This window comes from Sphingomonas sp. TDK1 (genome assembly GCF_001650735.1).
Taxonomy (GTDB): domain Bacteria; phylum Pseudomonadota; class Alphaproteobacteria; order Sphingomonadales; family Sphingomonadaceae; genus Sphingomonas.
In genome coordinates, this window is the sequence record NZ_LXVY01000004.1 from 21,494 (window position 1) to 35,344 (window position 13,851).

Sequence of the window (13,851 nt, forward strand, 5' to 3'; positions counted from 1 at the left end):
GATAGTCAGAGCACGCGCAGCACCGGCGCCTAGCGCAGTTGCTCTTCCAGGCTGCGCGTGCGCGACGTGATCTCCTCACCCGTGTGCTTGGTCGAGGCGGGCTCGATCAGCAGCACCCAGCATTCCTCTTCGGCGACGGGATTGTGGCGGACGCCGCTAGGTACCGTCAGGAAGTCGCCCGCCTTCAGCTCGACGCTTTCGTTCTCGAACTCGATCCGCAGCCCGCCCTTGACGATGTAGAAGAGCTCGTCCTGCCCGTCATGCGCGTGCCAGACGAGTTCGCCCTTCAGCTTCGCCGCCTTGAGAAGCTGGTCATTGACCTGCCCGATCACTTTCGGCGACCAATACTCGGTCACGCGATCGAACGCGGCGGCAAGCGTAGTTGGAGACAGCACAAGAAACTCCAAAATGGCGGCCCGAAGGTGGACCCGGCCTCGTTCGTGATCATCATACCAGCCGATTGCATGGCAGCAATCGCGGAGCCGCGCGGACCAATCAGGCGTCCCATCCGCTACCGGCGCGGATCGTGCGACGGTGGACGGCCCCAGCCCTACCCCGCCGCCAGTGCCGCGCGGATGCCGTCGATCACGAACTGCACCGCCAGCGCCGCGAGCAGCACGCCGAGCAGCCGCGACACCACCGCCTCGATCTTCGCCCCGACGATCCGCATGATCGGCCCCGCCGCGAGCAGTGCCAGCACGCACAGCAGCAGCACCGCCAGCATCGCCGAGAGCACGACCAGCGACTGCTCGATCCCCTTGCTCTGCGCCATCAGCAGCATCACCGAGGCGATCGAGCCCGGGCCGGCGATCATCGGCATCGCCATCGGGAAGATCGAGATGTCGACCGGATCCTCGGCCTTCACCTTCTCGGCGCGATCCTCGCGGCGTTCGGTGCGCTTCTCGAACACCATTTCCAGCGCGATCAGGAACAGCATGATGCCGCCGGCGATGCGGAAGGCGTTGAGGCTGATCCCCAGCGCATGCAGCAGCGCCTCGCCGAACAGCGCGAAGCCGAGCAGGATGATCGAGGCGACCATCACCGCGCGCACCGCCATCGCGCGGCGATGCACGGCATCGGTTCCCGCCGTCAGCCCCGCGAAGATCGGCGCGCAGCCGGGCGGGTCGATGATGACGAAGAAAGTGACGAAGGCGGAGACGAACAGCTCGATCAAATCGCGTCTGCCTCGAGCGGAACCGCCGCGTTGCGGTGCGCGGCGACCAGCGTGTTGCGCAGCAGGCAGGCGATCGTCATCGGGCCGACGCCGCCCGGCACCGGCGTGATCGCGCCGGCAACGCTCGCCGCGCCGTCGAAGTCGACATCGCCGACCAGGCCGTCGTCGGTGCGGTTGATACCCACGTCGATCACCGTCGCGCCGGGCTTGAGCCACTCGCCCTTGACGAAGTGGGGGATGCCCACGGCCGCGACGACGATGTCGGCGTGCTTCAAATAATGCGGCAGGTTGCGGGTACGCGAATGGACGATCGTCACCGTCGCGCTCGCCTTGGTGAGCAGCGCCGCCATCGGCTTGCCGACGATGTTCGAGCGGCCGATCACCACCGCGTCGAGGCCGGACAGGCTGCCCAGCTTGTCCTGCAACAGCATCAGGCAGCCGAGCGGGGTGCAGGGCACGAAGCCCTCGAGGCCCGTCGCCAGGCGGCCGGCGTTGACCGGGTGGAAGCCGTCGACGTCCTTCTCGGGCGAGATGCGCAGCAGCACTTCCTGCTCGTCGATATGCTTGGGCAGCGGCAGCTGGACGAGGATGCCGTCGACGCTGGCATCGGCGTTCAACTGGTCGACCAGCGCGAGGAGGTCCGCCTGGCTGGTGTCGGCGGGGAGCTTGTGCTCGAAGCTCGCCATGCCGGCCTCGCGGGTCTGCTTGCCCTTGGAGCGGACATAGACGGCAGAGGCGGGGTCTTCGCCCACCAGCACCACCGCCAAGCCGGGCACGCGCCCCGCCGCCGCTTCGAATGCAGGAACCAGGGTCGCGATGCGGGCGCGTAGGCCCGCGGCAAATGCCTTGCCGTCGATGATCTCAGCCGTCATGCGCCTCGCCATAGAGGCTGCGGGCGATTTGTTCCAGCGCCGCACCGTCGCCGGCGATCGAAAGTCGCTTCAGCCGCGACGTTTCGCCCGCGATCAGCGTCACGTCGCGCTTCGGCACCCCAAACGCCTTGGCGACCAGCGGCACCAGCGCGGCATTGGCGGCGCCCTCCACCGGCGGCGCGGCGAGGCGCGCGGCGAAATGCTCGTCGGTCCCCGCCGCCAGCACGTCGCGGGACGCCCGGGGCGTCACGCGCACGGCGATCTCGATTCCGGTGGCGCTAGGCCGCCAGGCAGGCACGGCTCAGAGCGCGGCGCCGGCGATCATGAACGCAATCCGCGGGATCACGATGGTCTGCAGGATGTAGAGGATCAGCAGCACCACCAGCGGCGAGATGTCGAGCGCGCCGAAGTCCGGCAGGATGCGGCGGATCGGGCGATAGAGCGGCTCCGTCATCCGCTGCAGCGCCGTCCATACCGAGCGGACGAAATCGCTGTGCGTGTTGATGACGTTGAACGCGATCAGCCACGACAGGACCGCCTGGATCACGATGATCCACCAGACGATGTTCAGCACCACCTGCACGATCTGCAGCAGCATCAGGCCAATCTGGGTCAATTCACTCTCCGCGAAACCGTTTCAGGCGCGATATAGGATCGATCGTCCGTTGGACAATCAGCTATGGACGAGCGTGCCTACGCCCTGGCGGGTAAAGATTTCGAGCAGCATGCCGTGCGGGATGCGCCCGTCGAGGATCACCGCCGCGTCGACGCCCGCCGCGACCGCGTTGACGCAGGTCTCCACCTTGGGGATCATGCCGCCCGAGATGGTGCCGTCGTCCTTCAGCGCCTGCACCCGCGCCGCATCGAGATCGGTCAGCAGGTCGCCGGTCTTGCTCAGCACGCCCGGCACGTCGGTAAGCAGGAAGAAGCGCTTGGCGCCGCAGGCACCGGCGATCGCCCCGGCCATGGTATCGGCATTGATGTTGTAGGTGTGTCCGTCGGCACCCAGCGCGATCGGCGAGACCACGGGGATGAAGCCCGAGGCCGCGAGCGACTGGAGAATCGAGATGTCCACCGCGACCGGCTCGCCGACGAAGCCCAGGTCGACATGCCGCTCGATGCCCTGCAGCGGATCGGCCTCGGTGCGCTGCACCTTCTCGGCGCGGACCAGGCCCGCATCCTTGCCCGAGATGCCCACGGCCCTGCCACCGGCCGCCGCGATCCAGGCGACGATTTCCTTGTTGATCGATCCCGCGAGGACCATCTCGGCGATCTCGGCGGTCGCCTTGTCGGTAACGCGCAGCCCGCCGACGAAGGTCGACTCGACGCCGAGCCGCTTGAGCATCCGGCCGATCTGCGGGCCGCCGCCATGGACGACGATCGGGTTGATCCCCACCGCCTTCAGTAACACCACGTCTTCGGCGAAATCGCGCGCCAGCTCGGGATCGCCCATGGCGTGGCCGCCATATTTCACGACAAAGGTGGCGCCGGCATAGCGCTGCAGATAGGGCAGCGCCTCGGTGAGGGTTTCGGCCTTGGCGAGCAGCGCCGGATGGGGTGCGTGGTCGGTCATGCGCGGCCCTTTAGAGCCGCTCAGGCCCTACGTCCATCGAGAGCACGCCCCAGCGTCACCGCGCCGGTGATCAGGAACGGCACGAGCACGATCGACAGCACCACCTTGGTAAGCATCTGCCCGCCCATCAGCGCCAGAATCGGCCGCTCGCCGAGGAAGGAGATGCTGATGAACAGCACGGTATCGACGATCTGCGACACCACGCTCGCCACCATGCCGCGGAACCAGACGAGCCCGCCCGGCCCCTCGCGCCCGCGCAGCTTGTTGAAGATGAACACGTTGAGCGTCTGCGACGTGCCGTAGGAGATGAACCCGGCGAGCATCATCCGCATCCCCTGCCCGACGACAATCGGGAAGGCGGCGACCGCGGGCGGGTACATGCCGGGATCGGTCGGCAGGATCAGCACCAGCTGGATTAGTGCGGCGGACATCAGCAGCGGCACGAAGCCCAGCCGCACCAGCCCGGTGGCGATCGCCTGGCCGTGCAGCTCGGCAACCGCGCTCGACAGCACGACGAGCAGCAGGAAGGCGAAGATCCCCGCCTCCACCGCGAGCGGCCCGAGCGCGACCTGCTTCACCCCCAGCACGCCCGCCATGCAGACCATACCGCCATAGAGGATGGCGTAGACGAACAGCGAACGGGGGATGGCGAGCTTGGGGGTATCCATCGCCGGGTGCTAGCGCCAAAGGCGGCGCGGTGGAAGATGGCGTGAGGGGTGGAGGTGTCTCGGCTGTGGGCCGTGAAGCCGCCAAAGGCAGCGCTCGGCGCTTCCGTCGAATGGCGACTGTGTTGGTGGGAAGCGGAAGGCGGATTATGAATGTCGGTCTTTCAAACCAGTCACAGATCGCCGCGCGCAATGGCCACTCCCAACACGATTGCCCCGGCACCTAATAGTGCTATTTGCCCCCAGAAAAGTTTAGGGTTTTTAGTTCGATACACAGCTGCGCCGTGCACGCCGATGTACCCTTGCGAGACCGCGAATGCGATCAAAGCGAGGGCAAGAGCCAATAGCAAAATATGAGGCATCGAGCAGTCGTATCATTGTCGGCAATGACTGCAACTGAGGCTCTTGGCGGCAATTCGCACGCCTGACCGCCCGCACGCCCCCGCTTGCCGCCCCCGCTCGCGCAGCTATGGTACCGCCCGCAACCAATCCCGGGGGATTCCGCTTCGATGCCGTCCATTCGCCTGTTCTGCAGCACTGCCCTGATCGCGCTTGCCGTACCCGCCCTGCCCGCCATCGCGCAGCAGGCGCCCGCCACGGCCATCACCCCCGCGCCGCTTTCCACGCTCGTCGACCAGGTGAAGCTCCCCTATGAGCAATTCACCCTCGAAAACGGCCTGCGCGTGATCGTGCACACCGATCGCAAGGCGCCCGTCGTCGCGCTGTCGGTCTGGTACGATGTCGGCTCGAAGCACGAGCCTGCCGGCAAGACCGGCTTCGCGCACCTGTTCGAGCATCTGATGTTCAACGGCTCGCAGAACGCGCCCGGCGATTTCTTCGAGCCGCTCAAGCAGGTCGGCGCCACCGATCTCAACGGCACCACCTATTACGACCGCACCAATTATTTCGAGACGGTGCCCCGGCCCGCGCTCGAACGCGCGCTGTTCCTCGAAAGCGACCGGATGGGCTGGCTCACCCCCGCCATCACCCAGGGCGTGCTCGACGAGCAGCGCGGCGTCGTCCAGAACGAGAAGCGCCAGGGCGACAACCAGCCCTATGGCCTGGTCGAATATACGCTGGCCGAGGGCCTGTTCGGCAACGGCCCCTACGGCCATTCGGTGATCGGTTCGATGGCCGATCTCGACAAGGCGAGCGTCGCCGACGTGAAGGGCTGGTTCCACGACCATTATGGCCCGAACAACGCGGTGCTCTCGCTCGCCGGCGATATCGACGCCGCCGAGGCGCGGCCGCTGGTCGAGAAATATTTCGGCAAGATCGCGCGGGGCCCGAAGAGCGAATTGCCCAAGGTCACCATCCCGACGCTGCCAGCCCCCAAGACGGTGGTGCTCAAGGACCGCGTGCCCGCGATCGCGATCACCCGCAACTGGGCGATCCCCGGCCTCAACGACCCCGATGCCGCCGCGCTCGACGTGTTCGGCCAGGTGCTGGGCGGCCTCGCCAGCTCGCGGCTCGCCAATGCGCTGGTGCGCGAGGAAAAGCTGGCGGTACAGGCCTCCGCCTATGCCGAGACCTTCTCGCAGGCCGGCACCTTCACCATCTCGGTCACGCTGAAGCCCGGCGTCGAACCGGCCACGGTCAACAAGCGGATCGACGCGATCCTGGCCGAGCTGATCGCCAAGGGCCCGACCGCCGACGAGGTGCAGCGCGTCGCCACCACCAGCGTCAGCGACACGATCAAGGGCCTGCAATCCACCCGCGCCCAAGCATCGGTGCTGGCCGAGGGTGAACTTTACTCGAACGATCCCGGCTTCTTCCGCAAGCGTCTGGAGGAAGTGGCGAAGATGACGCCCGCCAAGGCCCGCGCCGCCGCCGCCAAATGGCTTACCCGTCCCGCCTTCACCATCATCGTCGAACCCGGCGATCGCGAAGCCTATCAGGAAGCCGCGGCGGTCGCCCCCGCCAAGCCCGCCGCCGAAGAGGCGATCCCCAAGGGCGATCGCGGGCCGCTGCCGGACGTCGGCCCGATCCGCGACATCCGCTTCCCCACCGTCGAGCGCACGCGCCTCGCCAACGGGGCCGAGCTGATCTACGCGCGCCAGACCGCGGTGCCGGTGACGCGCATGGTGTTCAGCTTCGACGCCGGCGCCACCGCCGATCCGGACGGCAAGCCGGGGACGCAGAACCTCACTCTCTCGCTGATGGATGAAGGCACGACGACCCGCAGCTCGATCGCGATCGCGGAGGCCAAGGAACGGCTGGGTGCGGAGATCGGCGAGGGCAGCTCGGCCGATCGCACCTATCTCACCTTGGGCGTGCCGAGCGCCAATCTCGGCGGCGGCGTCGAACTCTTCTCGGACATCGTCCGCCACCCGGCCTTCGCCCCGGCGGAAGTCGAACGGCTCCGCGCCACCACGCTCACCGGAATCCAGTTCGAGCTGAGCAGCCCGAGCGGCCTCGCCAACCGGGCGATGCCGGGCCTGCTCTACGGCCCGGCCAATCCCTATGCGAAGCTCGCCAATGGCTCGGGGGATCCGGCCGTGGTCGCCAAGCTGTCGCGCGACGAGCTGGTCGCTTTCCACCGCGCCTGGATCCGGCCGGACAAGGCCAAGGTGTTCGTCGTTAGCGACCTGCCGCTGGCGCAGGTGAAGGCGGCGCTCGACGCCCGCTTCGGTGACTGGAAGGGCGAAGGCGCCGACGGCGTGAAGGCGTTCTCCGCCAAGCCGCAACAGGCGAGCCCGCGCATCGTGCTGGTCGATCGGCCCAACTCGCCCCAGTCGCTGATCGTCGCCGGGCAGATGACCCCGCTCGATCCGGCGAGTGACCTGCTTGTCGCGGTCACCGCCAACCAGGTGCTGGGCGGCGGCTTCCTTTCGCGGATCAACATGGATCTGCGCGAGACGCGGCACTGGTCCTACGGCGCCGGCGGCGGGTTCAACTGGCTCGAACACGCCGTGCCCTATGCGGTCAACGCGCCGGTCCAGGCGGATCGCACGGGGGATTCGATCAAGTCGATCCGCGACGACGTCCGCGCCTTCCTCACCACCAGCGGCGTCACCCCCGCCGAACTCGCCCGCGAGATCGCCGGCAGCACGCGCGAGCTGGCCGGGCGATTCGAAACCGCCAACGCGGTGCTCGCCGCGATGCAGCAGAACGACATCCGCCACCGGCCGGACGATTATTACGACAGCATCGCGCAAAAATATCGGAGCATGACCGCCGCCCAGCTTGACGCTGCGGCACGCGGGGCACTCGACGTCGATCGCTTCGTTTGGGTGGTGGTGGGCGACGCCGCCAAGGTCCGCCCGCAGCTTGACAGCCTCGGCCTGCCTGTCGAGGTGATCAGCGCGAGTTCTCTGGCGGGGAAGGCCCCGCCGGCAACCAAGTAATCACGCGAAGGAGAGATCCAAATGGCGAATGTGGATGGCAGCTGGAACACCGTGACCAAGTCGCCGCTGGGCGACCAGCAGGCGACGCTCACCGTCACCAGCGACGGCGACAGCTTCACCGGCAGCTTCAACGGCGCGATGGGCCAGACCGAGATCAAGGACGGCAAGCTCAATGGCGACACGCTGACCTGGTCGCTCGACATCTCGGTGCCGATGCCGATGACGCTCACCTGCGAAGCGACCGTGAGCGGCGACAGCCTCGACGGCACCGTCACCGCGGGCGCGTTCGGCAGCTTCCCGATCACGGGCACGCGGGCGTAACTGCCTCTGAAATCCTCCCCTGCAAGGGGAGGTGGCGCGCGCAGCGCGACGGAGGGGTGTAACCGCTGGGGGCGTGTCCTCCACGGCAGCGGGGACACCCCTCCACCACCGCCTTCGGCGGCGGTCCCCCTCCCCCTCCGGGGGAGGATCTTGGGGCATCGGGACTTGCCCAACCCCCACGACTTCCTACAACGTCGCCATGAGCGAAAACCCCAAGCCGCCCGTCGCCGCGACCCGCCCGCACAGCTTCACCCGCCACGGCATCACGATCGAAGACCCCTGGGCCTGGCTGCGCGACCCTGGCTATCCCGAGGTCACCGACAAGGACGTGCTCGCCTATCTCGAGGCCGAGAACGCCTATTTCGACGCGATCATGGCGCCCCACAAGGCACTCTCCGAGACGCTTTTCCAGGAGATGCGCGGCCGCATCAAGGAAGACGAATCCACCGTCCCCCAGAAGGATGGCGACTGGCTCTACTGGACCGATTACGAGACCGGCGGCGAATATCCCCGCTGGTGGCGCAAGCCCGTCGCCGGCGGCCCCGACGAACTGATCCTCGACGAACCCGCGCTCGCCGCGGGCAAGGAATATTTCCGCGTCGGCGCGGTCAGCATCAGCGAGGACGGCACGCTGATGGCCTATTCGACCGACGACAACGGCTCCGAACGCTACACCATCCGCTTCAAGGACCTGACCAGCGCCACCACCCCGGACGAAGCCATCGCCGGCGCCGCCGGCCGCTGGGGCAATGTCGCGATCGAAGGCTCGATCGGCAATCTCGTCTTCACCGCGACCGGCGACGCGCTGCTCTACGGCCTCACCGACGAGCATTGGCGCACCCGCACCATCAAGCTCCACCGCCTCGGCACCGATCCGGCGGAGGACGTGGTCGTCTATCACGAGGAGGAACTCGGCTTCTCGGTCGGCGTCGAGACGAGCAGCGACCGCAAGTGGATCCTGCTCACCACCAGCGACCATGAGACCAGCGAGATCCGCCTCCTCCCCGCGCACGATCCGCTCGCCGGGGCGATCCTCGTCGCCCCGCGCAAGACCGGCCGCGAGTATGATGTCGACACGCACGGCGACACGCTGTTCATCCACACCAACGATACCGACACCAACTGGCGCCTCGTCACCGCGCCGATCACCGCGCCCGGCGAATGGACCGAGCGCATCGCCCCCTCGCGCCATTTCTACATGACCGGGGTCGCCTGCTTCGCCGATTTCTTCATCGTCGAGGGCCGCGAGGACGGGCTCGATCAGATCGAGTTGCACCGCTACGACGCGAGCGTCCCGCCGACGCGCCTGAAGTTCCCCGAGGCGAGCTATGTCGCGGGCCTGGGCGACAACCCGGAGTACGCCGTCACCAAGCTCCGCCTCGGCTATGAATCGATGGTCACCCCCGGCACCGTCCAGGATTACGACGTCGCGACGGGCGCGCTGGAGACGCTGAAGGTCCAGGAAATCCCCAGCGGCTATGACGGCAGCAAATACCGCACCGAGCGCCTGACCATCACCGCGCGCGACGGCACCGCCGTCCCCGTCTCGATCGTCTACCCGCACGACTTCCCGCGCGACGGAACCGGCAAGCTCTATCTCTATGCCTACGGCGCCTATGGCCACGCCATCCCGCCGGGCTACTCGACCAGCCGCATGTCGTTCCTCGATCGCGGCATGGCCTTCGCCATCGCCCATATCCGCGGCGGCGACGATCTCGGCCAGCACTGGTATCACGAGGGCAAGCTGGAGAAGCGCACCAACACGTTCAACGATTTCGTCGACGTGGCGAAGGGGCTGATCGATCTCGGCTATACCGCGCCGGGCCGGATCGCCATCGCCGGCCGATCGGCAGGCGGCGAGCTGATGGGCGCGGTGGTCAATTCGGACCCCGCGCTGTGGGGCGCGGTGATCGCCGACGTGCCGTTCGTCGACGTGCTCAACACCATGCTCGACGAGAGCCTGCCGCTCACCCCCGGCGAGTGGCCCGAATGGGGCAACCCGATCGAGGACAAGGCGGCGTTCGAACTGATCCGCAGCTACAGCCCGTACGACAATGTGAGGCCCCAAGCCTACCCGCCGATGCTGATCTCGGGCGGCCTCAACGACCCGCGCGTGACCTATTGGGAGCCCGCCAAATGGGCCGCCCGCCTGCGCGCGACCAAGACCGACGACAACATCCTGCTGCTCAAGACCAATATGGGCGCCGGCCATGGCGGCAAGTCCGGGCGGTGGGAGAGTTTGCGCGAGTACGCCGACGAGATGGCGTTCGTGCTTTGGCAGTTGGGGGTGGAGGGGTAGGAACTACGTCTTCTGCTCCTAAGCGTTCTATAGTGAGCGCTTTGGAGGAGAAGAAAAATTTATCCGCCCGAAGAGGGATCTTTTGCTCGGAGCAAAATCAACTCTTGGGCACACGAATCCCATTCATGTAACACTTGATTGAATGGATGACCGAGAGAAGATCCTTTCTCGTACCATTCTGATATCTTCCACCCCGAATCTACCATTTCCGCAGCTAAGAAAATGAACTCCAAGGCGCGACTTAGGAAAGCCATCAAGTGCCAATTCTTGTCGTAGTCGATCTTACAATTCGACCCATGCACAAAATAGTTTCTACATTTCACCGATTCATCGATAACAACATCGATTTCTTTTAAATTCACACCCATTGCATCTATGACCAATTGGGCCCTGTGAGAAATTTTTTGTCGTAGCGTTGGCTTGCCGATGCGCCCAAGCGCGCCAAGAATTGAGTCTCTTTCATCGGAGGGCGGGAGCGCTTTAAATGCAGTCTTCGCCACCTCTTTGGCTTTGATCAAGCAACCCTCCAGTTGGGGTTCCTTCGGCAGTGCATCTTGCGACAAAAGATCGAAGACATTAGCTGCAGTTACCAATCTGTCTGGACGAAATAAGTTTTGCTCTCCGTAGCAACCGAGAGCCCGCTCTCTCGGCAAATTCCGATTTATCTCTAGGTCGATCCACCCCGTCAAAACGCGAGAAAATTCTTCCGAATCCATAACCGCATCGATCAAAATGTCGAGAGAGTTAGAAAATTTGGATTCACTGCCCCCATCTCGTGACGGAGGAAGACACCAGTACACCCTTAAATTGACGACCTCACTACCGTCGGCAATATCGATATTTACCCATTCTATGTTTTGAGGGCGACCAGCAATAAGCCCAAGAAATGCGCAAAATCGAGAAACTCTATTGATAGTTTCTCCAAATGATATGGGTTCGCCGAACGTAACATCTGCATATGCCCTGCCGACAATGCTGGCCCGCGTACCAGTCTGAAAAGAAGGCATGCCGGCGGAATTTAGTGCTCTGAACACGCCCAAGGCGGTATCGACGCTTACGATGACCTCTCTACCCGAAAAGAACGCGATCCTTGGGGCTGGCCCAATAGGTATTTCACGCCCGTAAGATTGCCTGTACTGTGAAGCAATGCTATCTATTAGATCACCGTTATCGAAAAATGTCCCAAAAGCGTCGAAGTCGTTGAATATTCTATTTGCATCATCGACGCGAAATGATGAAGATGTGACATTTTTCAGGGAGGGGTCAAAGGACATTTTCCCATATACGATAAAATGCGGAAAAATCTCTGCGGTGTAGTAAATAACACCCCTCGTTGTTGTAGATCCAAATGATCCAGCAACACATCTAACAAGTGTTATCTTTTCAAGATTGTGAAGCTCTCCATTAATATGGTCTATGTCTCCAATATTAATTGGAAATTCATCCTGTAGAAACAACTTGGTTTCGCCTTTAGAAATAAATAGAGATCCCAAAACACGGCGACCATTGATAGTGTACCAACCACCGATCGTCGCACCTTCAGCGATCCGATAGATATCCTCGGCCTTCTTACCCATCACCACACCCATTGCGTCGCATGTCTAACTACCAGATCATAAGACGATCGCTTTGAGAACGCCCCCTCAATCCCCCGCAAATCCAAACGCCGTAACCCCACGCTCGCGCTCGCTTCCCGCCGCCGCCCGCCCCGCAGGCGCTGCCGAGCGCTGCGGGCACGCCAGCCGCGTACACGCCCGGCACCCCAGCCCGATCGGCGCGGCGCGGCCGGCCAGGTCCACGCCGCGCGCCGCCGCCAGCGTCCCCGCCTCCGCCGCCGGCAGGCCCAGCGCGATCACGAAGCGCGGGCGCACCCCGCCGGGGGCTCCTCCATGCGGATGCACGCAGCGCGCGATGGTGAAGGCGCGCGCGCCGTCCTCCAGCTCGACCAGCTGCACCGCCGTCTCGTCGGTCCGCGCAAAGGCGTCATAGGCGTTCCACAAGGGGCACGGCACCGCCGCCTCGACCAGCGCCGATCCGCTGGCGCCGGCATAGCGTTTCGAGACCTGCCCCGCGCGATCGAACCGCATCAGGAAGAAGCTCAGGCCCCGCGCGCCCACCCGCTGCAGCGTCGTCAGCCGGTGCGCGACCTGCGCCGCGCTCGCGCCGAAGCGCCGCTGAAGCAGCTCCAGGTCATAGCCGCTCGCCTCGCACGCGCGCAGGAAGCGGGCATAGGGCATCGTCACCGCCGCGGCGAAATAGGCGGTGAGATGGCGGCGGAACGGGCGTTCGGCGGCGCGGTCCAGCCCGGCGCCGCGGACCAGCGCCTCGATCTCGTCGCGCGCCTCCACCGCCAGCTGCTCGGCCAGCGCGAAGGCGCGCGCGCTGGGATCGAGCGCCTCGGACAGCTGCAACTGCCGCGCATGCAGGTCGAGCCGTTTCAGGGCATCGCCCATCACCTCGGCGGGCAGGATGCGCACGGCGAGCTGGTGTTTCACCCGCAGCCGATCGGCCATCGCGCCATAGGGCTCGCCGGCCATGCGCAGTTCGTCGGCCAGCGCCTCGCCGGCGGCGTCGAGATCGGCGAAATGGTTGCGCCATCGCTCGATCGCGCGGCGGACCTGGGGGCCGGGATCCTGCGCGGCGCCGGGCGCGGGCATGGCGCTGCCGCCGCCGCCCATCCGGTCATAGGCGCGGGCGAAGGCCTCGGCGCCGTCGGGCGCGCCGGCCAGCCATTCCTCGAGCTGGTGGCGATCGATCGCGAGATCGGCGAAGATCGGGTCGGCCAGCCGCCGCCGCAGCGCCTCGGCCCCGCCGCCGGGCTCGGCCGCGGCGAGGCGGCGGGGATCGAAGTCATAGGTCTCGGCCAGCTTGAGCATCAGCGCGGCGGAGATCGGCCGCTGGTTGCGCTCGACCAGGTTGAGATAGCTGGGCGAAATCTCCAGCGCCTCCGCCATCGCCGCCTGGGTGACGCCGAGCTGGAAGCGCAGGCGCCGGATGGCGTGCCCGGCAAAGAGTTTGCGTTCGGCCATGGGTGCTCCTGCTCTCCTAAATTCCTCCCCGGAACGAGCATCGGGTTGAATTGCCCCCGGCAATTCAAGATCGTGCCGGGGGCACGATCGACCCGATGCTGGGGACCATTCGCAGCATGGTGGAGGGGCCGCGCCGCAGGCGCGGTGGTCCCTGCCCATCCTCCACCCGCACCGCCGCTAGCGCGGCGGCCCCTCCACCACGCCGCCGGCGCGGCGCGGTCCCCCTCCCCGTTCCGGGGAGGAATTTTGGGAGGACCACCCCCGCCACCGTCATCCCGGCGAAAGCCGGGATCCATCTGCCTGTCGGCCGCCCCTCCTGCCGCGCCGGAGCGGCAATGGATCCCGGCTTCCGCCGGGATGACGGCTGGAGGGCCGGCACCACGCAGGCGACTTTCCTACACTGAGCGTTCTTGTTACGTTCTTATCAACAACATTCCCTCACATGTAAATACTTTACACCACAACAAGGAGGTCCCGCAACCCAGCACACACCCACACCCTATGCAAACCCGAAGTTGAATTCCCCACCTACGCAAACTTTGCCAACTTACGCACACAAGGTTTACGCAGT

General features: G+C 65.4%; 12 protein-coding genes. 3 read left to right on the top strand and 9 right to left on the bottom strand.

Annotation, left to right across the window (positions count from 1 at the left end):
• Positions 1-29 precede the first annotated feature (29 nt).
• The 7 genes from A7X12_RS03735 to A7X12_RS03765 all read right to left on the bottom strand — a co-directional run bounded on the left by A7X12_RS03735 (position 30) and on the right by A7X12_RS03765 (position 4,287).
• Positions 30-395 (bottom strand): cupin domain-containing protein, encoded by a 366-nt coding sequence (locus A7X12_RS03735; RefSeq protein WP_198161868.1) that lies wholly within the window; start codon positions 393-395, stop codon positions 30-32.
• Positions 396-550: 155 nt separating this feature from the next.
• On the bottom strand, positions 551-1,174 hold the full coding sequence (locus A7X12_RS03740; protein ID WP_064310311.1) for a MarC family protein: 624 nt from the start codon (positions 1,172-1,174) through the stop codon (positions 551-553).
• A complete protein-coding gene (folD, locus tag A7X12_RS03745; protein ID WP_064310312.1) occupies positions 1,171-2,046 on the bottom strand; it encodes a bifunctional methylenetetrahydrofolate dehydrogenase/methenyltetrahydrofolate cyclohydrolase FolD in 876 nt (291 codons plus the stop codon). Before folD ends, A7X12_RS03740 begins: the two co-directional genes overlap by 4 nt.
• Positions 2,036-2,344, bottom strand: coding sequence for a DUF167 domain-containing protein (locus A7X12_RS03750; protein ID WP_064310313.1), 309 nt, complete (start codon positions 2,342-2,344; stop codon positions 2,036-2,038). Before A7X12_RS03750 ends, folD begins: the two co-directional genes overlap by 11 nt.
• A gap of 3 nt (positions 2,345-2,347) precedes the next feature.
• Positions 2,348-2,644: a YggT family protein gene (locus tag A7X12_RS03755; RefSeq protein ID WP_064310657.1), complete on the bottom strand. Its 297-nt coding sequence runs from the start codon at positions 2,642-2,644 to the stop codon at positions 2,348-2,350.
• A 75-nt stretch (positions 2,645-2,719) separates the two neighbouring features.
• Positions 2,720-3,619, bottom strand: coding sequence for an acetylglutamate kinase (argB, locus tag A7X12_RS03760; protein ID WP_064310314.1), 900 nt, complete (start codon positions 3,617-3,619; stop codon positions 2,720-2,722).
• Positions 3,620-3,639: 20 nt separating this feature from the next.
• A complete protein-coding gene (locus tag A7X12_RS03765) occupies positions 3,640-4,287 on the bottom strand; it encodes a queuosine precursor transporter (protein WP_064310315.1) in 648 nt (215 codons plus the stop codon).
• Positions 4,288-4,793: 506 nt separating this feature from the next.
• Between A7X12_RS03765 and A7X12_RS03770 the strand changes: the two genes are divergently transcribed.
• From A7X12_RS03770 to A7X12_RS03780, 3 genes are all read left to right on the top strand, one after another.
• Positions 4,794-7,631: a M16 family metallopeptidase gene (locus A7X12_RS03770; protein ID WP_064310316.1), complete on the top strand. Its 2,838-nt coding sequence runs from the start codon at positions 4,794-4,796 to the stop codon at positions 7,629-7,631.
• A 21-nt stretch (positions 7,632-7,652) separates the two neighbouring features.
• Entirely contained in the window at positions 7,653-7,952 is a 300-nt protein-coding gene (locus A7X12_RS03775; RefSeq protein WP_064310317.1) for a hypothetical protein, read from the top strand.
• Between the two features lie 199 nt (positions 7,953-8,151).
• Entirely contained in the window at positions 8,152-10,251 is a 2,100-nt protein-coding gene (locus A7X12_RS03780; protein WP_064310318.1) for a S9 family peptidase, read from the top strand.
• Positions 10,252-10,310: 59 nt separating this feature from the next.
• On the opposite strand, the gene A7X12_RS25385 is transcribed toward A7X12_RS03780, so the two are convergent.
• A complete protein-coding gene (locus A7X12_RS25385) occupies positions 10,311-11,828 on the bottom strand; it encodes a HEPN domain-containing protein (RefSeq protein ID WP_198161870.1) in 1,518 nt (505 codons plus the stop codon).
• Positions 11,829-11,894: 66 nt separating this feature from the next.
• Positions 11,895-13,280 (bottom strand): helix-turn-helix domain-containing protein, encoded by a 1,386-nt coding sequence (locus tag A7X12_RS03785; protein ID WP_064310319.1) that lies wholly within the window; start codon positions 13,278-13,280, stop codon positions 11,895-11,897.
• Positions 13,281-13,851: the final 571 nt, after the last annotated feature.